Source organism: Mycobacterium sp. (genome assembly GCF_025933915.1).
Classification (GTDB): Bacteria; Actinomycetota; Actinomycetes; order Mycobacteriales; family Mycobacteriaceae; genus Mycobacterium.
Genome location: NZ_JAICZA010000021.1, coordinates 1 through 26,044 on the forward strand (window position 1 = coordinate 1; position 26,044 = coordinate 26,044).

Annotated in this window: 23 protein-coding genes and 1 pseudogene; 10 read left to right on the forward strand and 14 right to left on the reverse strand. The window is 67.6% G+C overall.

The genetic code is table 11. The features are described 5' to 3' along the window. Positions 1 to 246: pseudogene (locus Q0W90_RS05325) on the forward strand (acyl-CoA dehydrogenase); the annotation flags it as partial. Between the two features lie 142 nt (positions 247 to 388). Here the strand turns inward: Q0W90_RS05325 and Q0W90_RS05330 are convergent. From Q0W90_RS05330 to Q0W90_RS05345, 4 genes are all read right to left on the reverse strand, one after another. After that, the gene (locus tag Q0W90_RS05330) at positions 389 to 1,573 is read right to left on the reverse strand and encodes a PPE family protein (RefSeq protein ID WP_297595657.1); all 1,185 of its coding nucleotides are present in this window, start codon (positions 1,571 to 1,573) and stop codon (positions 389 to 391) included. A 142-nt stretch (positions 1,574 to 1,715) separates the two neighbouring features. Then, entirely contained in the window at positions 1,716 to 2,918 is a 1,203-nt protein-coding gene (locus Q0W90_RS05335) for a PPE family protein (RefSeq protein ID WP_297595656.1), read from the reverse strand. 149 nt (positions 2,919 to 3,067) lie between these two features. Then, positions 3,068 to 5,668 carry a LuxR family transcriptional regulator gene (locus tag Q0W90_RS05340; RefSeq protein WP_297773501.1) on the reverse strand — a complete coding sequence of 867 codons (2,601 nt, stop codon included), beginning with the start codon at positions 5,666 to 5,668 and terminating at the stop codon, positions 3,068 to 3,070. Between the two features lie 122 nt (positions 5,669 to 5,790). After that, entirely contained in the window at positions 5,791 to 6,741 is a 951-nt protein-coding gene (locus tag Q0W90_RS05345) for a DUF5996 family protein (protein ID WP_297773504.1), read from the reverse strand. Positions 6,742 to 6,915: 174 nt separating this feature from the next. Between Q0W90_RS05345 and Q0W90_RS05350 the strand changes: the two genes are divergently transcribed. Further along, entirely contained in the window at positions 6,916 to 7,611 is a 696-nt protein-coding gene (locus Q0W90_RS05350) for a TetR/AcrR family transcriptional regulator (RefSeq protein ID WP_297595653.1), read from the forward strand. Further along, the gene (locus tag Q0W90_RS05355; protein WP_297699549.1) at positions 7,608 to 8,543 is read left to right on the forward strand and encodes a R2-like ligand-binding oxidase; all 936 of its coding nucleotides are present in this window, start codon (positions 7,608 to 7,610) and stop codon (positions 8,541 to 8,543) included. Before Q0W90_RS05350 ends, Q0W90_RS05355 begins: the two co-directional genes overlap by 4 nt. 22 nt (positions 8,544 to 8,565) lie before the next feature. Here Q0W90_RS05355 and Q0W90_RS05360 read toward each other — a convergent pair whose 3' ends face one another. Beyond that, on the reverse strand, positions 8,566 to 9,942 hold the full coding sequence (locus tag Q0W90_RS05360; RefSeq protein ID WP_297773506.1) for an NADP-dependent succinic semialdehyde dehydrogenase: 1,377 nt from the start codon (positions 9,940 to 9,942) through the stop codon (positions 8,566 to 8,568). An 80-nt stretch (positions 9,943 to 10,022) separates the two neighbouring features. On the opposite strand from Q0W90_RS05360, the gene Q0W90_RS05365 reads away from it, so the two are divergent. Together Q0W90_RS05365 and Q0W90_RS05370 are read left to right on the forward strand one after the other, a co-directional pair. Continuing rightward, the gene (locus Q0W90_RS05365; RefSeq protein WP_297599312.1) at positions 10,023 to 11,669 is read left to right on the forward strand and encodes an acetolactate synthase large subunit; all 1,647 of its coding nucleotides are present in this window, start codon (positions 10,023 to 10,025) and stop codon (positions 11,667 to 11,669) included. A gap of 70 nt (positions 11,670 to 11,739) precedes the next feature. Then, complete coding sequence (locus tag Q0W90_RS05370) at positions 11,740 to 12,213, forward strand: DUF309 domain-containing protein (RefSeq protein ID WP_297599310.1); 474 nt, start codon at positions 11,740 to 11,742, stop codon at positions 12,211 to 12,213. 50 nt (positions 12,214 to 12,263) lie between these two features. Here the strand turns inward: Q0W90_RS05370 and Q0W90_RS05375 are convergent, their stop codons facing one another. Continuing rightward, complete coding sequence (locus Q0W90_RS05375; RefSeq protein WP_297599308.1) at positions 12,264 to 12,473, reverse strand: UsfY protein; 210 nt, start codon at positions 12,471 to 12,473, stop codon at positions 12,264 to 12,266. A gap of 164 nt (positions 12,474 to 12,637) precedes the next feature. Next, positions 12,638 to 13,030 carry a hypothetical protein gene (locus tag Q0W90_RS05380; protein WP_363319562.1) on the reverse strand — a complete coding sequence of 131 codons (393 nt, stop codon included), beginning with the start codon at positions 13,028 to 13,030 and terminating at the stop codon, positions 12,638 to 12,640. A 201-nt stretch (positions 13,031 to 13,231) separates the two neighbouring features. Here Q0W90_RS05380 and Q0W90_RS05385 point away from each other — a divergent pair, with 201 nt between their 5' ends. Continuing rightward, positions 13,232 to 13,936: a helix-turn-helix domain-containing protein gene (locus Q0W90_RS05385; RefSeq protein ID WP_297599320.1), complete on the forward strand. Its 705-nt coding sequence runs from the start codon at positions 13,232 to 13,234 to the stop codon at positions 13,934 to 13,936. Between the two features lie 104 nt (positions 13,937 to 14,040). Here the strand turns inward: Q0W90_RS05385 and Q0W90_RS05390 are convergent, their stop codons facing one another. The 3 genes from Q0W90_RS05390 to Q0W90_RS05400 form a co-directional block, all read right to left on the reverse strand. Next, positions 14,041 to 14,268: a hypothetical protein gene (locus Q0W90_RS05390; RefSeq protein WP_297599304.1), complete on the reverse strand. Its 228-nt coding sequence runs from the start codon at positions 14,266 to 14,268 to the stop codon at positions 14,041 to 14,043. A gap of 213 nt (positions 14,269 to 14,481) precedes the next feature. Then, entirely contained in the window at positions 14,482 to 15,039 is a 558-nt protein-coding gene (locus Q0W90_RS05395; RefSeq protein ID WP_297599302.1) for a DUF488 family protein, read from the reverse strand. 15 nt (positions 15,040 to 15,054) lie between these two features. Beyond that, positions 15,055 to 15,267, reverse strand: a complete 213-nt coding sequence (locus Q0W90_RS05400) for a DUF2945 domain-containing protein (RefSeq protein ID WP_297599299.1) — start codon at positions 15,265 to 15,267, stop codon at positions 15,055 to 15,057. A gap of 107 nt (positions 15,268 to 15,374) precedes the next feature. Between Q0W90_RS05400 and Q0W90_RS05405 the strand changes: the two genes are divergently transcribed. Further along, positions 15,375 to 16,286: a LysR family transcriptional regulator gene (locus Q0W90_RS05405; RefSeq protein ID WP_297773508.1), complete on the forward strand. Its 912-nt coding sequence runs from the start codon at positions 15,375 to 15,377 to the stop codon at positions 16,284 to 16,286. Between the two features lie 109 nt (positions 16,287 to 16,395). Then, the gene (locus Q0W90_RS05410; RefSeq protein WP_297599295.1) at positions 16,396 to 17,550 is read left to right on the forward strand and encodes an NAD-dependent formate dehydrogenase; all 1,155 of its coding nucleotides are present in this window, start codon (positions 16,396 to 16,398) and stop codon (positions 17,548 to 17,550) included. Between the two features lie 2 nt (positions 17,551 to 17,552). Here the strand turns inward: Q0W90_RS05410 and Q0W90_RS05415 are convergent, their stop codons facing one another. The 4 genes from Q0W90_RS05415 to Q0W90_RS05430 all read right to left on the reverse strand — a co-directional run bounded on the left by Q0W90_RS05415 (position 17,553) and on the right by Q0W90_RS05430 (position 23,938). Then, positions 17,553 to 19,028, reverse strand: coding sequence for a lipase maturation factor family protein (locus Q0W90_RS05415; RefSeq protein WP_297699546.1), 1,476 nt, complete (start codon positions 19,026 to 19,028; stop codon positions 17,553 to 17,555). Positions 19,029 to 19,115: 87 nt separating this feature from the next. Further along, a complete protein-coding gene (locus tag Q0W90_RS05420) occupies positions 19,116 to 23,336 on the reverse strand; it encodes a DUF3367 domain-containing protein (protein WP_297773510.1) in 4,221 nt (1,406 codons plus the stop codon). Between the two features lie 142 nt (positions 23,337 to 23,478). Continuing rightward, positions 23,479 to 23,652, reverse strand: a complete 174-nt coding sequence (locus Q0W90_RS05425; RefSeq protein ID WP_007769006.1) for a DUF2613 domain-containing protein — start codon at positions 23,650 to 23,652, stop codon at positions 23,479 to 23,481. 91 nt (positions 23,653 to 23,743) lie between these two features. Beyond that, positions 23,744 to 23,938 carry a DUF2613 domain-containing protein gene (locus Q0W90_RS05430; protein WP_297697828.1) on the reverse strand — a complete coding sequence of 65 codons (195 nt, stop codon included), beginning with the start codon at positions 23,936 to 23,938 and terminating at the stop codon, positions 23,744 to 23,746. 125 nt (positions 23,939 to 24,063) lie between these two features. Between Q0W90_RS05430 and Q0W90_RS05435 the strand changes: the two genes are divergently transcribed. Continuing rightward, the gene (locus Q0W90_RS05435) at positions 24,064 to 25,218 is read left to right on the forward strand and encodes a glycoside hydrolase family 3 N-terminal domain-containing protein (RefSeq protein ID WP_297773513.1); all 1,155 of its coding nucleotides are present in this window, start codon (positions 24,064 to 24,066) and stop codon (positions 25,216 to 25,218) included. Positions 25,219 to 25,395: 177 nt separating this feature from the next. Then, positions 25,396 to 26,040 carry a TetR/AcrR family transcriptional regulator gene (locus Q0W90_RS05440; RefSeq protein ID WP_297697832.1) on the forward strand — a complete coding sequence of 215 codons (645 nt, stop codon included), beginning with the start codon at positions 25,396 to 25,398 and terminating at the stop codon, positions 26,038 to 26,040. The last annotated feature ends 4 nt before the right edge of the window (positions 26,041 to 26,044 follow it).

The following is a 26,044-nucleotide window of genomic DNA, read 5'->3' on the forward strand; positions in this document are numbered from 1 at the left end:
CTCATTCTGGAGGAGGCCGGGCTGTCGGGGATCGACGAGGGGTTGATCGACGAGATCTTCGCCGTGCTGGTGCGCGACTTCAACGCCTACGCCGTGGAACTGTCCGACAAGCCTGCGACGACGGACGAACAGGCCCGGTTCGCGATGCGGATGATCCGCCGCCCCGCGCACGATCCCGCGCGCTACGACCAGATTTGGAAGGACCACGTGCTGCCGCTCAGCGGCGCCTACCGGATGCGGCCCTGACGTTCGCCGCTCGGCAAGCGAAAAGCCGCCCTGAGGTTCACTGGTCGAGTGTGCGGCTGGCCGCACATTCGATGGCCACTGTGCGGCTGGCGGCACACTCGTGCGCTGCGCCCGTAGCTGGGTAGTGGGTCAGTGTGGATCGCTATTCGGCAGCGGCCGAGAGCGCGTCCATGAGCGCGTCGACGTTGAGCTGGGGTTGGATTCCCGCGGTTCCGGCCAGACCGGGCGCGGGGGCCATGGCCGCCGGTGCCGCGGCCAACGCGCTCGACGAGCTGGTGGCGACGGGGGCGAAAGAGTAGGGGGTTGCGGTGACGGGGGCGGTGATGACGGTGCCGGCGTTGATGGCGGTGACGAGGCCTGTGCTGGTGTTGATGGTGACCTCGACGCCGGCGCTGCCGGCGGTGACGGCGCCGCTGGGAACGGTGAACCCAGCGCCTCCTACCCAGGGCGGGTACACGGTAAAGGTGCCGCTCAGGATCGTGAAGCCATAAGAGTACCTAAGCAACCCAGATCCATAGCTGCCGACGAGCTGTCCCTGGTACAACCAGGTGCCGTAGCTGTCGAGTGTGAACGCGGCGCCGTAGTCGACGGTGACGGGGTTGCCGGGGGTCACGGTGAAGGTCACGCCGGGCTCGATGGTGGCGCCGCCGGGTGCGATGTTGGCGGTGCTGCCTTGAGGCAGGGGCGGGTCGACGAGGTTGCCCTGCTGAGTGGCGAGGGATTGCGTCGTCTGAACTAGGGATTGGGTCCGGCTGGCGGTGGTTTGGGCCACCGACTGCGCTTGGGCGTCTTGCCCGGTCTGGTTGGTGGTCTGCGGTGGTTCGTCGAATGGCGTCATGGTGCTCGCGGTCGCCGAATCGGCGGCGTAGGCGTACATCGCGGCGGCGTCTTGGGCCCACATCGCCGTGTACTGGGCTTCGGTGGCCGCGATCGCCGGGGTGTTCTGCCCGAAGAAATTGGTGGCGATCAACGCCAGCAGCTGCGCCCGGTTGGCCGCGATCACCGGCGGTGGCACCGTCATCGTGAACGCGGCCTCGTAGGCCGCGGCCGCCGCATACGCCTGGGTGGCCGTGACTCCGGCCTGGGCGGCCGAGGCCTGCAACCACGCCACGTAGGGTGCGGTCGCGCCCGACATCGCCATCGATGACGGCCCGAACCAGGCCAAGCCGGTCAGGCCGGAGATTTGCGAGGAGTAGTCCGCGGCAGCGGATTCCAGCTCGGCGGCCACCGCAGCCCAGGCCGCCGCGGCGGCCAGCAGCGGCCCCGATCCTGGGCCGGCATACATCAAACCCGAGTTGACCTCCGGGGGCAGCAACCCGAAATCCATGAAATCTTGCTTTCGTCACAACATCTGGCCAGCGCGTTCGTCGAGCATCGTGTGCCGAAGTGACGAGAGTTTGATCCGGGGCGAACTACTGCATTTTTTGCCCGCGTCAACGACGGACTACTGCATTCGGTGGTGCCCGCCGCTATCCGGCGGCGGAGAGCGCGTCCATGAGTGCGTCGACGTTGAGCTGGGGTTGGATTCCTGCGGTTCCCGCCAGGCCGGGCGCGCTGGTTGCCATGGCCGCGGGTGCCGCGGCCAACGCGCTCGATGAGCTGGGAGCGACGGCGGGCAGGAAGTACGGGGTGGCGGTGACGGGGCTGGTGATGACGGTGCCGGCGTTGATGGCGGTGACGAGGCCGGTGCTGGTGTTGATGGTGGCCTCGACGCCGGCGCTGCCGGCGGTGACGGCGCCGCTGGGGATGGTGAACCCGCCTGTCGACCCGAAAAAGGGGCTGGGACTGTTGACGAAGATTTGGCCGCTCGTGATCGTGGCATTGAAGTTGATGATGTAGACCCCACCGGCTTGGGAGATGCCCGAGTTTCCGGTGGCAAGGTTTATCCATGTGACGTTGGTATTGGCGGTGAACGTGGCACCGTAGCTGGCGGTGACGGGGTTGCCGGGGGTGACGGTGACGGCCGTGCCGGGCTCGAGGGTGGCGCCGCCGGGGGCGATGTTGGCGGTGCTGCCTTGGGGCAGGGGCGGGTCGATGAGGTTGGCCTGCTGAGTGGCGAGGCTCTGAACCAGGGATTGGGTGCGGGTGCTGGTGGTGTTGGCGGTGGTTTGGGCCACCGAACGGGCTTGGGCGTCCTGGCCCGCCTGGTTGGTGGTCTGTGGAGGCTCAGTGAATGAGGTCATGGTGCTCGCGGTCGCCGAGTCGGCGGCGTAGGCGTACATGGCGGCGGCGTCTTGGGCCCACATCTGCATGTACTGGGCTTCGCATGCCGCGATCGCTGGGCCGTTTTGCCCGAAGAAGTTGGTGGCGATCAGCGCCAGCAGCTGTGCTCGGTTGGCCGCAATCACCGGCGGTGGCACCGTCATCGCGAACGCGGCCTCATACGCCGCGGCCGCCGCATACGCCTGGGCGGCGGTCTGCCCGGCCTGGGCGGCCGAGGCCTGCAACCACGCCACGTAGGGTGCCGCCGCGCCCGACATCGCCATCGACGACGGCCCGAACCAGGCCAAGCCGGTCAGGCCGGAGATTTGCGAGGAGTAGCCCGCGGCAGCGGATTCCAGCTCCGCGGCCACCTCAGCCCAGGCCGCCGCGGCGGCCAGCAGCGGCCCCGATCCCGGGCCGGCATACATCAACCCCGAGTTGACCTCCGGGGGCAACAACCCGAAATCCATGGCATCTTGCTCTCGTCACGACGTGCCAGCCTGTTGCCGACCATCGTGTGCCGAAACGACGACGGTTTGATCCGGGACGCACTACTGCAATTTTCGCCCGCGCCAGTGAAGGACTACTGCATTCACCGTTCGGTGCGCTGAACGCAACGTCAGCCGGCTGCACCGCCGATGACGTCGGCCAGGCCGGCGCGGCCGGCCACACCGGCCTTGCTGCACGCGCGATAGATGTGGCTCTCGACGGTTCGCACGGACAGCGACACCGTGTCGGCGATCTCGCGATTCGACAGGCCCTGGGCAACCAACACCGCGATCTCGCGCTCTCGGTTGGTGAACGGCGGCGCGAAGGACGCTGCCTCGATGGCTGGACTGGTCGCGCCGTGACACCGTGCCGCCAGACGGTGTGCGCGCGCCGCCGCTGTCATCGCGCTGCCTGCGCGGCCCGCCCGGCGATATGACGTGGCGGCTTGCCCCGCGGCGTCGGCGCCGGCCAGCAGGTCGCCCATCGCCTCGAATTCGGCTGACACGTGGTCGAGTTCGCCGGCGTTGTCGGCTTGCAGCGCCGCCGCATAGCGCGCCGCGATCGCGACTCGCGGACCTTCGACCCGCGGCGTGAGATCCGCGAGTCGCCCGGCCGCATCGGTGTCGTCGAATTGCACAGCGGTCTGTAAACACCACACCTCGCGGGCGAGTTGATCGTGGTCGCGCGCAAAGTCCGCGGCCTGGCGGGCCAGTCGGCGCGCCTCGGTGGACCGCGAGCGGACCGCCGCCAGCCAGGCCTCGGCCAGCAGTTCGGTGGACGTGACGTACACGTAGGCCGGATGCCGATGTGCGCGTGCGGTTTTCAGCGCACGATCGGCCGCATCCGCGTCCCCGCACCGGGCCAGCGCCTGCGCCCGCAGCACGTGGAACCTGTGGAAGCTGTTCACCACATGGAAGCTCCTCGCCATCTCGGCATCGATCTCTTCCGGCAGATCGCGCAGCGCTGCGTCGAGGTCACCCGCGGCCAATGCCACCATGCCGAGGATCTCCGACGCCATCGCCTGTGCGGAGGCCGGTTCCGCGCGCTGGCCGCGGCGGTTGCGTTCAGCCACATCGAGCGCCTCGGTGATATGCCCCGCCGCCGCCAGTGCGAACGTGTGAAATTCGGTAAACGTCTGACGAAGGAATTTGCCCTGCTCGCTCAGCGCCAGCGCGTCGTCGGCCGCAAGCGCCTTGGCCGCAGCCTGAGTGGGTTGCCCGAGTTCGCCATAGGCCATGCTCTCGGCGCCGTAACCCATCGTCGCGCCGTAGTGGTCGAGGTCTCGATAATCGACCTCGGCCATCGTCGTGAGGACCTCGATCGGCCGCGCCGCCAGCGCGAGCTGATTGGCGCGAAACACGAGCAGTTGTTGCCGCCGCGCGCCGTGCGAGGCCTTGAGCGCATCGTCGATGAGCCGCCAGGAGCGGTCCGGTGATCGCATGCCCCACAACAGGTTTGACGCACGCATCACCACGTCGTTGATGAATGCGGTTTGTCTTTCTTCGTCGACTTCGACGCCGTCGAGGACCTCCAAGGCGAGCTCGCCCTTTTCCATCATGAACAGGGAATAGGCGAGAGGTATTCGCGCCTGCGCGCCGATGCCGGTGTCGGCGGCGGCGCGAAAGAGCCGCTCCGCGGTTTCGAAGTCCAGCAATGAACTCGCCGCCGTGGCGGCCGACAGCAGCACGTCCGGCTCAGGCGGCAGGTCGGACTCCAACCAGAGCAGTCCGCGCTTCATCACCGTGGCGGCGGCCCCGCCGTCCTTCATCGCCATCGCGACCTGGCCACGGAGGCGTCGCAACCGCGAGGAGCCGCAGCGGTTCAGGCGCACCTCCGCGAACATGGGATGGCCGATGTACACCTCGTCGGCGGACAACCGAATCAATTCCCGCTGCTCGGCATTCTCAATGGCGTCCTGGCCGGCGATCAGTGTCAAGCACTTCCAATCGACGGGTTCGGAAACGGCCACGAGATCGACGACGTCGCGCACGTCGCCGGGAATGGCGCCGATATGCCCGTCCACCAGCTCGGCCAGGGAACCCGACAGGTCGAGGTTTCCCCGCCAGCGCAGAACGCCGCCATCGCTCATCATGCGTCCCGCGTGGGATTCCTGTTCGACCACCTGCCGCAGGAACAACACATTTCCGCGCGTCAGACGCCACAATTCGTCGCCGCACCGCTGATCCGGTGCGCACCCCGTCACCGCCGACAGCAGGTCGTCGGTCTGGCCGCGGGTCAACGGGTCGACCTCGCGCCGCGACACCAGCCCGTCTTTCCAGAGCGCGGTCACCGCGGCCGGTGCCGGCTCGCCCGTGCGAATCGTCATGACCACCGTCGCGGCCTGCGACTGCACGAGTTGATGCAGGACCAGGGCCGACAGATCGTCGAGCAGGTGGGCGTCATCGACGAAGACCACGAGACGGTCCGGTTGCGTGCCGGCGGTCATCGCATCGACGACCCGGCGCGCCAATGCATAGGGCGCGCGCTCCACGTCGTCGGTCCATATTGCGAAGGCGCCCAGCGGAATCGGGCGGCTAGTCACGGTCGCGGCAGTGGTGCGGACGGTCCACCCGGCATCGGCGGCCGCCTGCACGGCTTCGCGGGCCAGCCGCGACTTGCCCACCCCGGGCTTGCCGGCCAGTGCGACACCTCGCAGGCCATCGGTGGTGAACAGGCGGCTGACCTCGTCGATCTCCCTACTTCTGCCGACGAGGGGCCAGTGGTCAAACACCAGCAGATATTAGCCAGCAGCGCCGATCTTCACCTGCGTTTTGGCCCTGATGAGGCTTGCTGACGCCGCCCCTTGCCTGTGGCGTGGCGCTTCGGTTCCGCCGGCCGCAGGGGTGGTCGCGCTCATGCGGGAGTTTGATGGGCCTTCCAGCGATCCGGGTCGTCTTCGAGCGCGGCGCGGTCCCAGCCGGCATGCACCGCGGCCGCTTCGTAGGTGTCTTGCAAGAACCCGAGAAGCGTCTGGTCGGGGTCGGCGGACTGCCGCACCGCCTCGTAGGGCAACAGGTATTCACCGAGATCCTTGTCGTAGCCCGCCTCCTCGGGGCCGACCGGGTGCTCGGCGAAGCCGTCGGGTTCGGGATAGGCGTAGGCGTAGAAAGCGCCCTCGTCACCCCCGCCGGGAAAGAATCCGCAGCTGCTCAGTTCTCGCGAGTAGCCCTCGATCATCACCCAGTCTCCACAATTGGGTACACCGCCCGGGTGGCGGGGCGCACGGCGCCCGGAAAATCTGGTGCACGCGAGATCCATTGCGCCCCAGAAGAAATGGACGGGACTCACCTTACCCATGAACCGAGACCGAAACTGGCCGAGCACGCGGTTCGCCGCAAGCAGCTGACGCCAGAACAGGGTCGCGGCTTCGGAGTCGTAGGACGCATGTTCGACATCCTCGGCGAACGGTAGGGCCGGGTCTACCTCGTTGGGGTGCGACTGGATGCGTGTGGAGAATCCCAGCTCGTCGAGGGCCCGCATCGTCTGCGAGTAGAACTCAGCCACCGATTTCGGTTCAAGCCGCACGCTGCGGGTCGCACCGGTGCTGCTGCGGATCAGCAGCACGTGGTCGATGAAATCGAACTCAATATCGAAGACCGCTGTCCCATACGGGATCGCCGACGTCGTCAAACCGCGCGGGGTCACATACGAGGTGACCTGCCACCAGTGGTTGACCAACGGCGAATGGGCCAGCCGGACCTTGCCGACAATCTGAGCCCACATGTGCAGTGTTTGTCTCGTTGGAGCCCAGTCGTCCACCCGCAGGCTGGGCCACGCAATGCTGTCGTCGCGGTGCGTCGTCACGATCACTCCTCGGCTGTATTCGGCGCACGGCTTTCGCCGGGCCGCTATCACCGATAGTGCTCGCTCGCCCAATTTCTCGCTGCAGTGCCGGTGCGGGAACCGCCCGGTGCGCCCCTTGAGGAGTGAGCTGCCTCACAGTAGAATGACCAGTGGTCATTCGATCGAGGAGGCGGCATGCCGACGGTCACCTGGGCGCGCGTCGACCCCGCTCGTCGCGCCGCGATCATCGAGGCCGCCGAGGCGGAGTTCGGGGCGCACGGGTTTTCCCGCGGCAGCCTGAACGTCATCGCGCGCCGCGCGGGGGTCGCCAAGGGCAGCCTGTTCCAGTACTTCGCCGACAAGCGCGACCTGTACGCGTTCATCGCGGACATCGGCAGCCAGCGGGTGCGGGCCTACATGGAGGGACGCATCCACGAACTCGACCCCAGCCGGCCCTTCTTCGAGTTTCTGACCGACTGGCTCGACGCCTGGGTGGCCTACTTCGCGGACCACCCGCACGAGCGCGCTCTGCACGCGGCGGCGACCCTCGAAGTCGACACCGAGGCCCGGGTCAGCGTGCAGAACGTCATCCACCGCCACTACCTGGAAGTGATGCGCCCACTCGTGCGCGACGCACAGGTTCGCGGCGACCTGCGCGCCGACTCCGACACCGACGCGCTGTTGTCGTTGCTGCTGTTGATCTTTCCGCACCTGGCGCTGGCGCCCTACATGCGCGGCTTGGATCCGATCCTCGGACTCGACGAGCCCAGCCCCGAGCAGCCGGCGCTGGCCGTGCGCAGGCTCGTCGGGGTACTGGCGGCCGCGTTCTCGACCGCGCCGAAAACCCCGCCAGTCAACTCAGCCCCCAAACGATCTGAGGAGGTCACATGAATCGCACCCGAATCGCCTCGATGGCAGAGGGCGGTCTCAACTGGGAAAGCTTGCCGCTCAAGCTGTTTGCGGGCGGCAATGCGAAATTCTGGAATCCGGCCGACATCGACTTCTCCCGCGACCGGGCGGACTGGGAACGCCTCACCGACGACGAACGCAGCTATGCGACCCGGTTGTGCGCCGAGTTCATCGCCGGCGAGGAATCGGTGACCCAGGACATTCAGCCGTTCATGGCCGCGATGCGGGCCGAGGGCCGGCTCGGCGACGAGATGTATCTGACGCAGTTCGCCTTCGAGGAGGCCAAACACGTCCAGGTGTTCCGCATGTGGCTCGACGCCGTCGGCGTCACCGACGACCTGCACCGCTATCTGGACGACATCCCCACCTACCGCACGATTTTCTACGAAGAACTGCCGGCCTGCCTCAACGTCCTGACGGCCGATCCGTCCCCGGCCGCCCAGGTCCGGGCGTCGGTCACCTACAACCACATGGTCGAGGGCATGCTGGCGCTGACCGGCTACTTCGCCTGGCACAAGATCTGCGTGGAACGCGGCATCCTTCCCGGCATGCAGGAGCTGGTCCGGCGCATCGGCGACGACGAGCGGCGCCACATGGCGTGGGGAACGTTCACCTGCCGACGCCACGTCGCCGCCGACGACGCCAACTGGGGCGTGTTCGAAACGCGCATGAACGAGCTCATGCCGCTCGGGTTGCGCCTCATCGAGGAAGGCTTCGCCCTGTACGACCCGATGCCCTTCGGCATTTCGACGGACGAGTTCATGGCCTACGCCGCCGACAAGGGGATGCGGCGGTTCGGCACCATCAACAGCGCCCGGGGCCGCCCGCTCGCCGAGATCGACCTCGACTACTCGCCGGTGCAGCTCGAGGACACCTTCGCCGAGGAGGACGAGCGGGCTTTGGCCGCCGTCTAACGACTGCTCGGCAAGCCAGCCGCTAGCCGACCCAAACGGTTTTGGCGTTGCAGAACGCGCGGATGCCCAGGCCGGCGAGTTCGCGGCCGTAGCCCGATCGTTTGACGCCGCCGAACCCCAATTCGGGGTAGGACACCGTCATCCCGTTGATGAAGACCTGGCCGGCCTCGATGTCGTCGACGAAGCGCGCCTGCTCGGCCTCGTCGTCGGTCCAGGCGTTGGACCCCAGCCCGAAGGTCGTGGCGTTGGCGATCTCGATGGCCTCGTCGATGTCGGCGGCCCGGTACATCGATGCGACCGGGCCGAACACCTCTTCGGTGTAGAGCGCCATGTCCTTGGTGATGTCGGTGACCACGGTCGGCGGGTAGAACCATCCCGGCCGGTCCAGCGGCTTGCCGCCGGTGCGCAGCGTGGCGCCCGCGGCGACGGCGTCGTCGACCTGCTTGGCGATCTCGTCGCGGCCCGACTCGGTGGCCAGCGGGCCCACGTCGGTGCCCGCGTCGGTCGGGTCACCGACGGTGAGTTGCTGCATCCGCTCGACGAACTTGTCGACGAACGCGTCGTAGATGTCGGTGTGGACGATGAACCGCTTGGCGGCGATGCAGGACTGGCCGTTGTTTTGCACCCGGGCGGTGACGGCGGTCTTGACGGCCTCGTCGAGGTCGGCCGAGGGCATCACGATGAACGGGTCGCTGCCGCCGAGTTCGAGCACGGTGGGTTTGATCTCGTCGCCGGCGATGGCCGCCACCGATTGGCCGGCGGGCTCGCTGCCGGTCAGGGTGGCCGCCGCGACCCGAGGATCGCGCAGGATCCGTTCGACGGCGCCGGAGGGAACGAGCAGGGTCTGGAAGCACCCCTCGGGGAAGCCGCCGCGGGTGATGACGTCGGCGAGATACAGCGCGCTCTGCGGGACGTTCGACGCGTGCTTGAGGATCCCGACGTTGCCCGCCATCAGGGCCGGGGCCGCGAATCGCACGGCCTGCCAGAGCGGAAAGTTCCACGGCATCACGGCCAGCACCACGCCCAGCGGCCGATAGCGGATGTAGGCCTTCTTCGCGCCGACCTTACCCGCGTCGGCCGGCTCGTCGGCCAGCAGCTTTTCGGCGTTCTCGGCGTAGTAGCGAAAACCCGTGGCGCACTTCAGGGTTTCCGCTTTGGCCGACTTGAGGGTCTTGCCCATCTCCAGCGTCATCATGGCGGCGACATCGTCGGCCTCGGCCTCGAGGAGGTCGGCGGTGGCGTTCGCCCACTGCGCGCGCTGCGCGAAGGTGGTGGAGTTGCGGTAGTCGAGGAAGCGTTCGTAGGCGCGGGCGATCGCGGCGTCGACTTCCGCATCGGTGGCGGGGGTGAAGGTCTTCACCGTCTCGCCGGTAGCCGGGTTAATGGTCGCGATGGGCACGCTGACATCCTCCGCTCGGGTAGTCGATGTGAAGATCCACCACCCAGCCTGCCACTACTGTGGCCAACGGGAGGTGTCGGATGAGCAAAGCCGCTGAGCTGATCGTCAAGTGCCTGGAAAACGAGGGTGTTTCCGTCGTGTTCGGGCTGCCCGGCGAGGAGAACATCCGATTCGTGCAGGCGCTGGCGTCCTCCAGCATCCGCTACGTGCTCACCCGGCACGAGCAGGCCGCCTCCTTCATGGCCGAGATGTATGGGCGGGTTACGGGCCGGGCGGCGGTGGTGTCGGCCACCCTGGGTCCTGGCGCGATCAACATGCAGCTCGGCGTCGCCGACGCCACCACCAACAGCACCCCGCTGGTCGCCATCTCCGCGCAGGTGGGCCACGACCGGGAGTTCAAGGAGTCACACCAATACGTCGATCTGGTGTCGATGTTCGCCCCGATCACCCGGTGGTCGGCCGGTATCCCGACCGCGCGCGCCATCCCCGAGATGGTTCGTAAGGCGTTCAAGCTGGCCGAGTCCGAACGTCCGGCGGCCGTCTATCTTGCGGTGCCGGAGCATATCGACGTGGACGACGCCGACTACGACCTGAGACCGTTGCCGCGCAATGTCGTCCGCCCCGACGCCCCTGCGCCCCGGCAGGTGGAGCGCGCCGTCGAAATCCTGCGCACCGCCCGGCGCCCGGTGGTGCTGGCCGGGCACGGTGCCGCGCGCGCCGACGCCACCAAGGCCCTGGTGCGCTTCTCCGACGAGTTCGGCATCCAGGTGGCCAACACGTTCCACGGCAAGGGCGTCATGCCGGACGATCACCGCAACAGCATCGGGACGCTGGGCTTCATGCAGCACGACTACGTCAACTTCGGGTTCGACAACGCCGACGTCATCATCGCCGTGGGCTACGAGTTGCAGGAATTCGACCCGATCCGGATCAACCCGCAGGCCGACAAGAAGATCATCCACATTCACCGGTTCCCGGCCGAGGTCGACGCGCACTACTCGGTCGACGTGGGGATCATCGGGGACATCAGCGATTCGCTCGACGCCCTCACCGATGCCCTTTCCGGTCACAGCTTCAGCCACGCCGCCGACGCGCCCGGGTCGGGCCTGCTCGCCGAGGAATTCGCTCGGGGCCAACAGGATTCGCGCTACCCACTGGCGCCGGCGCGGGTGGTCGCCGATACCCGCGCGGCGCTGGGCCGCAGCGACGTCGTACTGGTCGACACCGGCGCCACCAAGATGTGGATGGCTCGGCTTTACCCGACGTATGAGCGGAACACCTGCCTGATCTCAAATGGCCTGTCCACCATGAGTTTTGCGCTCCCAGGGGCTCTCGGCGTCAAACTGGCACGGCCGGAGTCCAAGGTGCTGGCCGTCGCCGGCGACGGCGCGTTTTTGATGAATTCGCAAGAAATCGAGACGGCAGTCCGCGAGCGGATACCGCTGGTGGTGCTGATTTGGGACGACGGCGGGTACGGCCTCATCGAATGGAAGATGGATCTCGAACTCGGGGCGCATTATTTCGTGAAATTCAACAATCCCGACGTGGTGACGTACGCGGAAAGCTTCGGCGCCAAGGGGTATCGGATCAACAGCGCCGAGGAGCTGCTGCCCACGTTGCGCACCGCGCTCGACGACGACGGCGTCTCGCTGATCAGCTGTCCGGTCGACTACTCCGAGAACCTGCGGCTGACCGACCGCCTCGGCGAGCTGGACGAAACGCTGTAATTGTCAACTCCAATGCGCGAGTGTGGCGGGCGTAATGACGACGCCACCCCGCGCTTGTCATGATAGATGGATGGCACAGCGTGATCGCGACGAATCCGGCCGGCCGCGAAGTGCCCGACCGCGGGACACCCTGGGGCGACCGCTTCCGCCGGGCAGCGCAGGTGTTCCACGCATTCCGGACGACCTGACGCTGGCGCCGGCCGAGACCCTCGCCTATGCCCAGGATCTGCTGGATCGAGGCCTCGCGTTCAACGCTCACGAGGTGCTCGAGGCCGCATGGAAGAACGGTCCGGCCGACGAACAGGCGCTGTGGCAAGGCCTGACGCAGCTCGCGGTGGGGATCACTCACGTCCAGCGGGGCAACCTCAAGGGTGCAACCACGCTGCTCCGGCGGGCCTCCGCCCATCTTGCCCGCGAGGATCGGCCGGCACCGCACGCAATCGACGCCGCCGGGCTGGTGGACTACGCCGATGCGCTGATCGACGACCTCGCAGCCGGGGTCGAGGTCACCGCGTCGCAACTACGACCCCGCCTGATGATCTGAAATATCCAGTCGCCCACCAAGATCGGCGCCGCATCGCAGCGGCGTCTCCACTACCAGTCTTGCTGATTTTCCAAGAGGGCGACCCGGCGAAGTTCCACAATGAACCACAGGGTTGCGGCGACGGTGGCGAGCAGCGCGATGATCGCCACCGTGGTGAGCCATTCGTAATGGTGGTAGGCGGCGACCGCCAAGCTGGCGATAATGCCGGACAACGCGACGCCCAGCAGAATGAACCCGGGCCAAAAGAAATTGTCTTTCATGGTGAGACCGGCGCGAGGATTTGCAGTCCGGTGCCGATCCGTCGGATCGTGGTGTGTGTCTCCCATGGCTGCCTTTCGTCAGTCAATTCCCCAGTGACTCAGTAACATCGGGGCCGTCTACGGCGCTCGCATCCGGGCTTTGGATGACCGGCGCTTCCGATCGATCAGGTCTTGGTCAACTTGAGCCCGACATCACGGGGAAGATAGACGTCGAACAGCAGGATCGCGCCGATCGTCGTCACGAGCCAGACGATGACCGTGGCGGCGAGCCATGATGCGCCCCCATAGATGCTGAGTCCGTGCGTTGACACCGAAGCAAGGCTCATCGCGCCGATGGTCAGGGTCAGGCCGGTGCATCCCAGCAGCAGCGACGCATATCCATGAGGCAATTTCAAGATCTTCACCGACAGGGTGGTCTGCGTTATCGAGAAAAACACCACGGCGACGATGAGGCCCGATGCCGTCAGCACAACATGGGGAACAGTCCTCGCCGCCAACGCCAACCCGATTGTCCACGTTGCCGACCGCGCAGCGGTTCGGAGCACAAAGTGGTTCACGATGCTGGCGTCTTTACTACGGCGACATCGCATCGCGGCGGGCAATGCGCGCGGGTAGCCTGATCGTCAAACCGTGTGATGAGGGCGGCGCTGGCGTGGACGGTGACCATGGCGGCTCCTGAAAACTAACAGATAAGTAATTAAATTTTAGAAATTATTGGCGGTAACGTCAAGGCTCTTGTGACCAAGAAGATAGGCGTGATGGACCAACTGCGACGCGATGCCTCCGGGATCGGCGCCCTCGCCGACCCGGTGCGCTACGAGCTGTATCAGTTTGTGTGTTCGCAACCCGGCCCGGTGAGCCGTGATCAGGCGGCCGAAGTGGTGGGAATCGCCCGGCATCAGGCGAAGTTTCATCTGGACCGGCTGACGGCTGAGGGCCTGCTGGAATGTGACTACGCCCGGTTGACAGGTCGGTCTGGCCCGGGGGCGGGGCGCACCTCGAAACTGTATCGGCGGGTCCGGCGCGACATCGCCGTCAGCTTGCCGCAGCGTCAGTACGAGTTGGCCGGGCGGCTGATGGGCCAGGCCATCGTCGAATCCCAGCAGAGCGGTGCGCCCGTCGTGGAGGTGTTGCACCGCAACGCCCATGATTATGGCCGGAACATCGCGGATGCCGCGCTGAGGGCCGCCAAGCGAACGCCGGCCGACGCGGGGGCTGCGCTGAAGTTGGTGGCACGGTTGTTGCGGGAGTATGGCTATGAACCGGGTCACGACGACGCCGGGGTGTACCTGGTCAACTGCCCATTCCATGCGCTGGCTCAAGAGCAGACCGAATTGGCCTGCGGCATGAATCATGCGCTGATCAATGGGATGGTCGATGCGTTGACCCCGCATTGCCTAGATGCCCGGCTGCAGCCGACCCCGGGCCGGTGTTGTGTAGTGGTGGCGCCGAGCGCCGAATAGTTCTCGGGGACAGCGCATCTGTTCCTCGTATGCGGGCCGCGGGCGTCGCGATACGCCAAACATCCCGGTCCAGAAGGGCTCTCGTGGCGCAAGCAGCGAGCGTCTCAGGGGCGGAGGGGATTGACGAGGACGAAGTATTCGCCCATGCTGATCCGCCCGGCCGCGAAGGCGATCAGATGCCCGATCTCATCGACAGTGGGAAACTTGCCCTGCAAGACGCTGGTGGCGATCACGCTGTGCACGGCGGACCGGTCGGCGTGCGGTAGATCCGCGGACCGTTCGTCGACGATGTGCCACATCAGCGCCAAGTCATCTGCATCGTCCCATGTCACGACCGCTCACACGATCCTTGCGGGTTGGTGAGCGATGATGACCAGAGCTCCTCAAAGCTAACGGACAATTACTCATACCTTAGAACCGCGTGGCTTCCACATCAAGGGCTTTGGTTGTGAAGTGCGAGGGTTTCGCACCGCTGCGTCGCGCAGAGCGGCGTGCGGCCGCGCCGACGCGTTCGGGCGCAAGTTCCGGGCGCCGCCGGCGGGGTTTCAGGCACTGCTGGCGTTCGCTGGGTACGTTACGTGCTTGCGTTCGTCGACGACGGGTGTGGCGCCCCATTGGCCGAGCCGGTGCTGACGCGGGGCGGATCCGCTCATGAGGTGCCACACCGTCCATCCCCGCGCGACAAGGGTATTCGCGATCAATAGTCGATGGCATCGCCATGGCAGGGGCTCGCCGCACATGATCGCCAGTCGGTGCGAGCGGGCGAGGGTAAGCAGCCGTGTGAGGCCGCGCTGGTATTCGCTGGTGAGGGTGTAGTCCGCGTAGTTCTTGAAGCTCACGTTTTGCCAGCCTGCGTTGATGCCGGGATCGACGTTTTGCCGACGGCGGCGCCCCCCGAGTTCGGGAAGGTGGACGTAGCGGATACCGGAGTCGTTGAGCCAGCGCGACATCTCCGCACTTCCGAACTGGGGGTTGCGCCGCGAGCCGGGCTGGGCGCGCACGTCGACGAGCAGGTTGATGCGGGCGCGATCCAAGGGTTCCAAGAAGGTCGGCACCGGGCATGTCCAGTGTCCGATGGTCCAGATCTCACCGGGGTCGCTCATGGTCGTGTGGTGCCTCTAGTCGATCTTCTCCAGGGCGTCGCCCTTGTGCATCGCGATGTGGTCGGTTTTGTCGCTCTTGATCTCGTATTGCGGGTCGTCTTTCGTGCAATGCCGTTTGTGGCCTTTGTACTCGGTGTCACGGGTGTGCTTTTTCACGATGACGCCGCTGACCCGTCCGGCTTCTGAATTCCAGCGGACGTGATCTCCGACCTTGAAATGTTTCGGCACCGTGCGTCTCTCCTTCGTGTGCGTTCCGGTTCGCGTCCTCAATCATTGCGCGGAATTGTCTCGGGTTCGATCGCCGCCAGCGGTCGGCCACGTGATCGAATGGGCCCATGCTGTTTCGTCAGCTGGAGTACTTCGTCGCGCTCGCCTCCGAGCGCCACTTCGCACGCGCCGCGCGGGCTTGCTATGTGTCCCAGCCCGCGCTCTCGGAGGCCATCCGCAAGCTCGAATCCGAGCTCAACGTCCCGCTGGTGCGGCGCGGGCAGAGGTTCGAAGGACTCACACCAGAAGGCGAGCGGTTGGTGCCCTGGGCGCGGCGTATCCTGGCGGACCGCGACGCGCTCAAACAGGAAGTCACCGCGTTGCACGCCGGGATGGCCGGCGAGCTGCGGCTCGGGGTGGTCCCGGCGGCCTCGACCACCGTTGCGCTGCTTACGGATCCGTTCTGTGCCGCGCATCCCCTGGTACGGGTCCGGCTCGAGGTCAATCTGCGTTCGGCCGGCATCGTCGACAGGGTCCGCAAGTTCGAATTGGATGCCGGCATCCTCTATCCGGACCAACAGGACACGGCCGATTTGCTGGTCACCCCGCTCTACCACGAGCAGCCGGTGCTCATCGCCGCCGCCGAACTGCTCGACGGTAAATCGGACACCATCGCGTGGTCGGACGCCGTGCAGCTACCGCTGTGCCTGCTGACCCAGGGCATGCGTGGCCGCCGGATCATCGACGACGCGCTGGCCACTCACGACCTCCAAGTGACACCGCAGCTGGAAACCGATTCGGTGGCAGCACTTTTCGCGCACGTCCGCACCGGCCGGTGGGCGAGCATCGTGCCCCAACCGTGGATCCACACCCTCGGCATACCCGCCGGGGCCAGGATGCTGCGGTTGCGACGCCCCTCGGTCACCGCCTTGATCGCGCTGGTCACCAACCGGGCGGAGCCGGGCTCGTTGCTGGCCCGCGCGTTGCGACGGACCGCCCGCGAGGCCCGCATGGGCGCCGCGCTCAGTGAGCCGTCCTAGCCAGCGCCTCGGCTGATCGGTGTTGCCTATCAGCCGGTCGGAATCGCGTCTTGGACAGCCCGTGGTTGTCCCCCGAGACTGGCTTGATCGCCAGTCAAAGGAGAGTTCGATGGCCACGTGTGTGATGGTGCTCTATCCCGACCCCGTCGACGGATACCCGCCGACCTATGCGCGCGACAGCATCCCGACGATCCACGGATATCCCGACGGCAGCACGGTGCCGACTCCGTCGAAGATCGACTTCACCCCCGGTGAGCTCCTCGGCTGCGTGTCGGGCGCGCTCGGGCTGCGCAAATTCTTCGAAGACGCCGGGCACGAATTGGTGGTGACGTCGGACAAGGACGGTCCCGACTCGGAGTTCGAACGCGCGTTGCCCGACGCCGAAATCGTGATCTCACAACCCTTTTGGCCGGCCTACTTGACCAAGGAACGCATCGCCAAGGCACCCAAACTCAAGCTGGCGTTGACCGCAGGAATCGGCTCGGACCACGTGGACCTCGATGCTGCGCAAGAGCGCGGCATCACCGTGGCCGAGGTGACGTACAGCAACAGCATCAGCGTCGCCGAGCACGCGGTGATGCAGATTCTGGCGCTGGTGCGCAATTTCATCCCGTCGCACCGCTGGGCGGCCGAGGGGGGCTGGAACATCGCCGACGCCGTCGAGCGCGCCTACGACCTCGAGGGCATGGATGTGGGTGTGATCGCCGCCGGACGGATCGGGCGTGCTGTGCTGCGCCGGCTGGCGCCGTTCGACGTCAAGCTGCACTACACCGACACGCGCCGGCTGGCACCGGACGTGGAGACGGAACTGAACGTGACGTTTCACCCCTCGGTGGAGGCGCTGGTGCGGGCCGTCGACGTGGTGTCCATCCACTCGCCACTGTACGAAGACACCCGCAGGATGTTCGACGAAAAGCTGATCTCGACGATGCGGCGCGGCTCCTACGTCGTCAACACCGCCCGCGCCGAGGAGACCGTCCCGGAAGCGATCGCGGAAGCGCTGCGCAGCGGCCGGCTCGGGGGCTACGCCGGAGACGTGTGGTACCCGCAGCCGCCACCACCCGAACACCCGTGGCGGACCATGCCGAATAACGCGATGACTCCGCACGTTTCGGGCACCACGTTGTCCGCTCAGGCGCGCTACGCCGCCGGTACCCGGGAGATCCTGGAAAACTGGTTCGCCGGCAAGCCCCTTCGCCCGGAATATCTGATCGTCGAGGGCGGAAAGCTCGCGGGCACCGGCGCACTGTCCTACCAGAAGTAGTCCTACCAGAAGTAGTTATGGGACCGCGGATTCGCCGTCGACAGGGCCATGGGCGGCACGTAGCCACCCACCAGCGCGCGATGCCACCACGCCCGATCACGCCGCAGCTCGGCTCCGGTGGTGAAGCGGTACTGGTAGAGCTGTGCGCGCACATACCGGGGCGGCGAATCCGGGAAGGGATTGTGGCGCAACAGACGCAGCGTCGGCCGGTCGTTGCGCAGCAGCCGCTGCAGCAACGGCCCCAGCCACGGCTGCGCGTAGCCCGGCGAGATCGCGGCGAACCACATCAGCCAGTCCAGCCGCAGGTGATAGGGCGCCCACTGTCGCGGCAGCCTGCGCAGACCGCCCGGCTTACCTTTGAATTCGTATTCCCGCCAGACGGTGTGGTCGGTGAGGTGGGTGTCGTCGGTGCCCTCGATCACCACCTCGCGGCGGATGCGCCCGATGCTGCCGAACGCCCCGTAGGTGTTCACCAGGTGAAATGCATTGAACGACATGTTCATTCGCTGACGCGAGGAGAGCATGTTGCGAATCGGCCAATAGCTCATGAACAGCACGGCGGCCGTGACCGCGACGACCAGGCCGACAAACCACGGTGGCTCCGGCACGTCAGGCGCCATACCGCCGTGCGCCGGGTGAAGGCTCCTGGGCAGTAGCAACGCGACCGACGAGTCGTCGATGGCGCTGCACGCCAACAGAATCGTCACCCAATTGAGCCAGGCGAAGTTGCCCGACGCGACCAGCCACAGCTGGGTGACGACGATGATCGCCGCGGCCACGCTGGCCACCGGCTGCGGCGCGAACAATCCGAACGGCACGATCAACTGCGCGAAATGGTTGCCCGCCACCTCGATCCGGTGCAGCGGTTTGGGCAGATGGTGGAAGAACCAGCTCAGCGGCCCCGGCATGGGCTGCGTTTCATGGTGGTAGTACAAGCACGTCAGGTCGCGCCAGCACGGGTCGCCGCGCATCTTGATCAGCCCGGCACCGAATTCGACTCGGAACAACAGCAATCGGACCATCCACAACGTCAGCACCGGGGGTGCAACGTCGTGGTTGCCGAGAAAGATCATCAGGAACCCGGTCTCGAGCAGCAGCGACTCCCAGCCGAACGAGTACCAGGTTTGTCCGACGTTGACGATCGAGAGATAGAGCACCCACAGCGTGAGCCACATCGCCATCGCGGCCCACAGCGGCACCGCATCGGCAGCTCCGGCGACGACGGCCGCCGACAGCGCCGCGCCGAACCAGGCGACCGCCGCAAACAGCCGATCGGAATAGCGCAGGTGAAAGATGCTCGGCGTGCGCCAAAAGGACTGACCCGCCAAGAACCGCGGAATGGGCAGCATCCCGTGCTCGCCGACGAGCGCGCGGAACTGTGCTGCGGCCGCGACGAACGCCAGCAGATAGATCGCGGCGGCGCCGCGCTCGAGCACCAGTCTGCCCACCCAATATTCGGGCGCGGAAAACCAGCTCACGGCGCTCACTCCTCGGTCGGTGTCGGTTACACCACCCCGCGTATCCAGTCAATCAGCCGGTAACCGGGTAACCAATACCCCGGCGAATTATTCGTCGCCCGGCCCGCGCGCCCGATGGGACACCGCCACCACCGAGGCGGTCAGCACCGCAAGCGAAACCAACGCCAGCAGTTGGATATTCGCGGAATGTCCGGCGTAACCGTCGACCGAGCGCCAGGGCTGCCGCGACAGCGCCGCTCCGGCCAGGATCAGCCCGCCGGCGCTGCCGACGAGCGCGAGTCGCTCCCAGCGCCGCCCGTGCAGCGCATACCGCAGGCCCAGGGCGGCGCCCATCACCACGGCGCCGCCGACACCGGCGATCACTGCCCCCGCGGCCACCGCCGGGACCGCCGCCCATGCCCCGGGCCGCCATGGCTGCGCGGGGGTGTCCTCGGAACGCCTTCTGGTGCGCCAGAACGCGAGCATCGCCAGCAGTGGCAGCAAGGCCAGGCCCACTGCGAGACCGGTGCGGTAGAGCGAGTTGGAGGCGAACGTCAGCGTGATGGTGCCGGGGTCGCCCGCGGGAACCACCCAGCCCTGCTGCCAGCCGTTGACGGCGATCGGCGTCAGCCGGGTCCCGGTGCTGGTGTGTGCCACCCAGCCGGGGTTGACGCTTTCGGGGATGACCAGGACGCGGGAGGTGGCCGAGGGAGCGGCCTGGACTTCGCGCCGGTCCGGGCCCCACGCTCGCCAGGACGAAACATGTTGGGCCCGAGCTTCTTTGACGGGGGCTGCGGTGGACAGTTCGGCTCCGTCGACGACGAACTGGGCGCCCGGGCTGATCAACAGCTCCTGTTGGCCGGCGGGCAGCGCGATCGGGTCGCGGTCGCACGGCACCACCGCGAGAGGCTGGTCATCCAGTATCGCCCCGACGGTGGTGTGAATCGCGGTGTGCACGAACCGGCCCGCGACCGCGATGACGGGGCCATCGTCGCAACCGACGGTCAGTGCCCGGCCGCGATTGCGGGCTCCGTCGGCGGGCGCGATCGGATTGCCGTCGGCGCCGAGTGCGGCCACCTCGGCCAGGCCGGGCGGCTTGAGCTGGTCGAAGCCCAACGCGTTGCGGTCGATGACGTCGTCCCAGTCCAGCAGGCTGATGGTCACGGTGTCGGTGACCCGGGGCTTCAGCGCGAGCGTGTGCGCCCGGCCCGCCCCGCCGGAATCGCTGCGGTCGGGCTTGACCGCAGCGACCTGTGGGCCGTCGCCGAGGTTGACGGCCACCACCGTCGGATGCACGGGCAGAGCCGCCCGGCTGGGAACCAGGCGCAGCCCGGTGACCTCGGTCGGACGTGGCAGGGTAAGCGTCAGGGTGGGCGGCGTCTTGTGCTGCACTACCCGCTGCGGCGCCGTCCAGGCGGTGGCCGGGTCGCCGTCGGTGGCCGCGTAGGCCGAGCCGAGCACGTCCACAGAATCCGAATCACCATGAGCGACAGTGGTATCGGGTTCAGCGATCAGGGCGGCAAGCTTGGGGCCCTGCCGGGGCCGCACCCACACCGTCGGGGTCACGGACACCGGTGCCGGCACCGTCAGCGTCCGGCTGAAGGTCACCGGCTCCTCCGGGGCCAGGGCCATCGACGGCGCGCACCGCACGCTGTCGGGCGCGGGGGCGCAGCCCGGCCTGCCGAGCAGTTCCGATCCCAGGTCCCACCCCGTGATCGGCGAGCCGGGCGGCGGTCCGGGCACCCGCACGGTGTGCCGCAGGTCGACCTGGTGGGCGAAACCGGACGCGTCGTACTGGGTGATCGTCAGGTCGGTGATGCCGAATTGGACCCCGGCGGATCCGTCGTCGGTGCCCGCGGCCGTGATCCGCACCCACGGGGTTTCGCCGTAGGGGAGCGCCGCGGCGAGCGGCTTGCCGGGCTCATCGAACCGCAGCGTGGTGCTGCCGGTGGCGGTTTCGATCAGGATGCGGCGGACTTGGGCGCCGACGGCTGTCGCGCTGGGCGTCAACGTGATTGCGGCGTTGGTCACCGGGTGGTCGAAATCGATCTGCATCCACTGGCCGACGGCGGACTGCAACGAGTTGGACACCCAGGCGGTCGCCGAGTCCCCGTCGATCGCGGCGGCCGCGGAGGTGGCCGGTGCGACGTCGGGCATCGCGGTGGAATCCGACGACGAGCTCGACACCGTGATCCGGCCGGCCGCCCAGGCTCCGGCCGCCGGCTCGGCGCCGGGGACGGGATAGTCGGGCACCCGGTTGTAGGTGTGCCGCGCATCGCCGGGGGCCCGGACCGCCGACGAATGTTGGTCCACCCGGCCGTAATCCGTCTCCCGGGCCACCGGTGTGTCGGTGACGGTCACGCCGGTCCCTGGAGGCAGCGGCAGCCCGGCGGCGCGCGCATCGGCGGTCATCAGCACCGGGCCCAGCGGCGGCTGACCCAACAGCCGTCGCCGTTCATCTAGGCGCAGCACCACTTCAGGCCCGCCATCGACCCGGGTCAGCCGGTCGGCATCGGCGAAGTAGGGCGTGGCGGGGCCACCGGAATCGCCGAAATTGGTGTCGCCGCCGACCCGATAGATTTCGACCGCGGGGTAGCGCGGCCGCAATCCGCCGTCCGCGACGAAGCCCGCCAGCGTGCCGGGCCCCACCGGGGCGCCGAACTGCGCCACCTTCCGCAGTCCCGGCGACCCGTCGACGGCGCGGTGCACCAGGATCGGCCGCGCCGAGCGCGATGTGTCGGGATCCAGGTCGTTGCGCACCACCAGATACGAAATGCCTTGACGTGCAAGGGTATCGGCGAGACCGGCCGAGGGCCGGCCGGCGGCAAACAGGCGCTGCACCGAATCCAGCGCCCGGATGGTTTGCGGCGGGGTCAGCGGGATCGAATCCCGCACCCCCCACGGGCTGCTGCCCAGCACCTGCAGCGGCTCGTCGTGGCTGGTGCCCCACACCTGGGTGGCGAACGGCGCCCCCGGGACGACGAGCACCCGCCCGGGTGTGGGTGCGCCCGTGTTGTGCTCGGTGAGCCAGTCGGCGGCTTCATGCCAATAGGGCGGGATCGCGCTGAACGTTCCAGGCGGAGTGAGCCGACCGGTCCACGCCAATGACGTGCTGACCATCAGCGCGGTCAGGACCACCATCGCGGTCGCGACCCGTTTGTCCCGTTCCGGGTGCGCGAACGCCCGCAGCCACACCGGCGCCGGCGCGCTGCCCGGCAGCGGTATCGGGCCCAGCAGCTGGGCGATGCCCAGCGCCACCGGGATGCTGATCGCCGACCCCAACTTGTGCACGTTGCGCAAGGGGGCGCCACCGGCGTCCAGGAGGGCCTGCACCGCGTGCGCCACCGGCGAGCCCAGCCCGCCGCTGTAGCCGGCGGCCATCAGCACCACCCCGACCAGCAGCATCGTCACCAGGCGGCCGCGCGCCGCCATGGCCGGGCCGGCCAGCCCCGCCAGCCCGGCCGCCGCGACCAGGCAGGTGCCCAGGATGGCGGCAGATCCGGTCACCAGCGGGGCGCCCGCGGTGGCGGTCGGCGCCACGTACGGGGTCCAGCTGTCGGTGCCGCGCAACATCTCGGTCAGCGACGACCATTGCGTCGTCACCCCCGAGGATTCGATGAAGTCCAGGAACGGGGGGCTGATGGCACGCAGCATCACCAGCGCCACCACCCACCACAGCGTGGCCAGCAGCAGCGCCACCACCCACCACCCGGTGTAACGCCACCACAGCCGGTTCGGTCGGTGACATGCCCACCAGATCACCGCGGGCAGGCAGCCGGCCAGGGTCGCGATGGCGTTGACCGCGCCCATCAGGGCGACGGCCAGGCCCGCTCGCGCGGCCAGCGCGCGTACGGACCGATCCGTCGACGCCCGTAACGCGAGGATCGTGGGCAGCAACACCCACGGTGCCAACATCATCGGCAGGGTTTCCGACGAGATCGATCCGAGGGTGGTCAGCACCCGCGGCGACAGCGCGAACGCGGCGGCGGCGATCACCCGCGAGGCCGGGCTGCCGATCCGCAGCGCCTCGGCGACCCGCACCAGCCCCCAGAAGCCGACGGTGAGCAGCAGCGCCCACCACAGCCGCTGGGTGATCCACCCGGGCACCTCCAGGGCATGACCGATCAGGAAAAAGGTGCCGTGCGGGAACAGGTATCCGTAGGCCTGGTTCTGCGCCTGCCCGAACGGCAGCTCGCTGTTCCACAGATTGGTCGCGCGCGCCAGGAAACGCAGTGGGTTCGCCGTCAGGTCGAGTTTGGTGTCGGGGGAGATCCGCCCGGGTGATTGCGCGAACGTCAACGCCAGCGCGATCGCACCGACCAACCACAACCAGCGACGCGAAAGGGGGACCGTCGAGCATGAGACCGGCGCGGTCGGCGACCCGCTGCGCCCGGCTTCGCCGCGCTTGCGATCGCCGTGATCCGACGGCGGCGACCCGCTGTGCCCGGCTTCGCCGCGCTTGCGATCGCCGCTAGCTACGGTTGCCGTACTCGACCCGGTTGAGCACTGACGACTGCGGATCGCCCCCGGGAAGTGGCGGTTTCGTGTCTTGCTGGACCATCAACGTGATCCCGAAGATCGCGGCCGCGCCGAGCAACAGGCCAACCACAACGCTCGCTGCGGCGGGCGCAACGATCCGGTTCATCGACGGCTCCTGAGTTTTTGCGGGGCTTGCGGTCGTGACTTCAACCTAGCGCCAACCTAGCAGAAGAGCGGTCGGCCAACCGGAGCGCTATTCACCAGTGCAGACAGTGTCCGTGGACGCAGCGGTCGCCGTATTCCACCTGATAGGGCAGTGCCGGCCGCGGCGGCGCCTGCACCGGTACCACGGTGTCGTCGGCCACGGCCAGCGTGATGCCGACGGTCGTCGCGACCCCGGCGGACAGGCCCACCGCGATGCTGACCGCGGCCGCCACCGTGAAACCGGCCATCGCTGGCTCCTCCCTGCCAGGCAAAGGTGGCCGTCGACCAGTGCCGGCCCTCCCCTGATCAGCAACGTACCGCTGACCGCCCCCTGGGGCCGGTCACGAAACGCCCCGCGTGAAAACATGGCCCGATGGCATTTTCGCGCATGTTCGCTGTGCTCGCGGCCGCGTCGGCGCTGGTGGCCGGCTGCGGCCACCAGCCCGCGCACCCGCCCGGTCACTCCTCGACGTCGAGCAAGCCGGTCGCCGCGCCGGCGCCGCCGGTGTGCGCCGACCCGACGGCCGTGCCGGCCACGCTGGGCATTCGCGACAAGCTGGCCCAACTGCTGATGGTGGGCGTGAAGAACGCCGACGACGCCCGGGCCGTCGTCAACGGCTACCACGTCGGCGGGATCTTCATCGGCAGCTGGACGGACTTGGCGATCTTCAAGGGACCGTTGGCGGACATCAGCGCCAAGGCCGGACCGCTGCCGCTGGCGGTCAGCGTCGACGAAGAGGGTGGCCGGGTGTCGCGGTTGAAGACCCTGATCGGGACGTCCCCGTCGGCCCGGGAACTGGCCCACACGCAAACCGCCCAGCAGGTCCACGACTTGGCGGCGGACCGCGGCAGGAAAATGCACGACCTGGGCATCACCGTCGATTTCGCTCCCGTGGTCGACGTCAGCGACGAGGCCGAGGACGCCGTGATCGGGAACCGTTCGTTCGGCGCGGACCCCCAGACGGTGACCGAGTATGCCGGGGCCTACGCGCAGGGACTTCGTGAGGCCGGGCTGCTGCCGGTGCTCAAGCATTTCCCCGGCCACGGGCATGGGTCGGGTGATTCCCACACCGGCGGTGTGGTCACGCCGCCGCTGAGCGACCTGCAAACCAGTGACCTGGTGCCCTACCGGTCCTTGGTGGCCGCATCGCCGGTCGCGGTGATGGTGGGCCATCTGCAGGTTCCGGAGCTCACCGGTGATGTCCCCGCCAGCCTCAGCCCCGAGGCGGTGCAATTGCTGCGCAGCGGGGTCGGCTACAAGGGCCCGCCATTCACCGGTCCGGTGTTCAGCGACGACCTGTCCAGCATGGCGGCCATCTCCGACCGGTACGGGGTGTCGGAGGCGGTGCTGCGTACCCTGCTCGCGGGTGTCGACGTCGCGTTGTGGGTCACCACCGACGAGGTGCCGGCGGTCCTGGACCGGCTCCAAAAGGCCGTGGCCTCAGGCGAATTGCCGGCCCAGCGGGTGGACGAGGCGTTGGTGCGGGTGGCGACGATGAAGGGTCGGAGCCCTACCTGCGGCCACTAGCGGTGATCGCGAGCGCGGCGTAGCCGGGCGCCGCGGGCCGCCACTACAGGCCGGAGCCGGGTGAAACGGGTCGCCGCCGTGGGGACTAGCTGGTCGCCGCCCTAAGGGACTGATGCGTGTGCGGCCCGGGCGCATTGCTTACTCTTGAGTCAGATAGACGGTCTAGAGAGGCGAGCGATGGCGGGTGGTACCAAGCGCTTACCGCGTGCCGTCCGCGAGCAGCAGATGCTCGACGCCGCCGTACAGATGTTCTCGGTCAACGGTTACCACGAGACTTCGATGGACGCCATCGCCGCCCAGGCGCAGATCTCCAAGCCCATGCTGTACCTGTATTACGGCTCCAAGGAGGATCTGTTCGGCGCCTGCCTGAACCGGGAGATGAGCCGGTTCATCGACGTGGTGCGCGCCGACATGGATTTCGGGCAGAGCCCGAATGACATGCTGCGCAACACCATCGTGTCGTTCATGCGCTATATCGACGCCAATCGGGCGTCCTGGATCGTGATGTACACCCAGGCCACCAGCTCGCAGGCGTTCGCCCACATGGTGCGTGAGGGGCGCGAGCAGATCATCGACCTGGTGGCCGGGCTCGTGCGGGCCGGCAGCCGTACCCCGCGGCCGGACCGCGAGCACGAGATGATGGCCGTTGCCCTGGTGGGCGCGGGCGAGGCGGTGGCCAATCGGCTGTCCACCGGCGATATCGATGTCGACGAGGCGGCCCAGCTGATGATCGACCTGTTCTGGTACGGCCTCAAGGGCTCGCCCGAGGAACGGGAAGCAGCCCGGTCGCAGCCGGGCGGCTCGGACGCCGCCGGCGACTAGACCT

Bases quoted from the DNA above. Each gene is read 5' to 3' on its own strand.
- Q0W90_RS05395 (WP_297599302.1), bottom strand. From the start codon at position 15,039: ATGAGCGACCCCGGTGAGATCTGGACCATCGGACACTGGACATGCCCG.
- Q0W90_RS05350 (WP_297595653.1), top strand. From the start codon at position 6,916: ATGCCGACGGTCACCTGGGCGCGCGTCGACCCCGCTCGTCGCGCCGCG.
- Q0W90_RS05385 (WP_297599320.1), top strand. From the start codon at position 13,232: ATGGACCAACTGCGACGCGATGCCTCCGGGATCGGCGCCCTCGCCGAC.
- Q0W90_RS05355 (WP_297699549.1), top strand. From the start codon at position 7,608: ATGAATCGCACCCGAATCGCCTCGATGGCAGAGGGCGGTCTCAACTGG.
- Q0W90_RS05335 (WP_297595656.1), bottom strand. From the start codon at position 2,918: ATGGATTTCGGGTTGTTGCCCCCGGAGGTCAACTCGGGGTTGATGTAT.
- Q0W90_RS05410 (WP_297599295.1), top strand. From the start codon at position 16,396: ATGGCCACGTGTGTGATGGTGCTCTATCCCGACCCCGTCGACGGATAC.
- Q0W90_RS05425 (WP_007769006.1), bottom strand. From the start codon at position 23,652: ATGAACCGGATCGTTGCGCCCGCCGCAGCGAGCGTTGTGGTTGGCCTG.
- Q0W90_RS05330 (WP_297595657.1), bottom strand. From the start codon at position 1,573: ATGGATTTCGGGTTGCTGCCCCCGGAGGTCAACTCGGGTTTGATGTAT.
- Q0W90_RS05405 (WP_297773508.1), top strand. From the start codon at position 15,375: ATGCTGTTTCGTCAGCTGGAGTACTTCGTCGCGCTCGCCTCCGAGCGC.
- Q0W90_RS05440 (WP_297697832.1), top strand. From the start codon at position 25,396: ATGGCGGGTGGTACCAAGCGCTTACCGCGTGCCGTCCGCGAGCAGCAG.
- Q0W90_RS05375 (WP_297599308.1), bottom strand. From the start codon at position 12,473: ATGAAAGACAATTTCTTTTGGCCCGGGTTCATTCTGCTGGGCGTCGCG.
- Q0W90_RS05370 (WP_297599310.1), top strand. From the start codon at position 11,740: ATGGCACAGCGTGATCGCGACGAATCCGGCCGGCCGCGAAGTGCCCGA.
- Q0W90_RS05365 (WP_297599312.1), top strand. From the start codon at position 10,023: ATGAGCAAAGCCGCTGAGCTGATCGTCAAGTGCCTGGAAAACGAGGGT.
- Q0W90_RS05430 (WP_297697828.1), bottom strand. From the start codon at position 23,938: ATGGCCGGTTTCACGGTGGCGGCCGCGGTCAGCATCGCGGTGGGCCTG.
- Q0W90_RS05435 (WP_297773513.1), top strand. From the start codon at position 24,064: ATGGCATTTTCGCGCATGTTCGCTGTGCTCGCGGCCGCGTCGGCGCTG.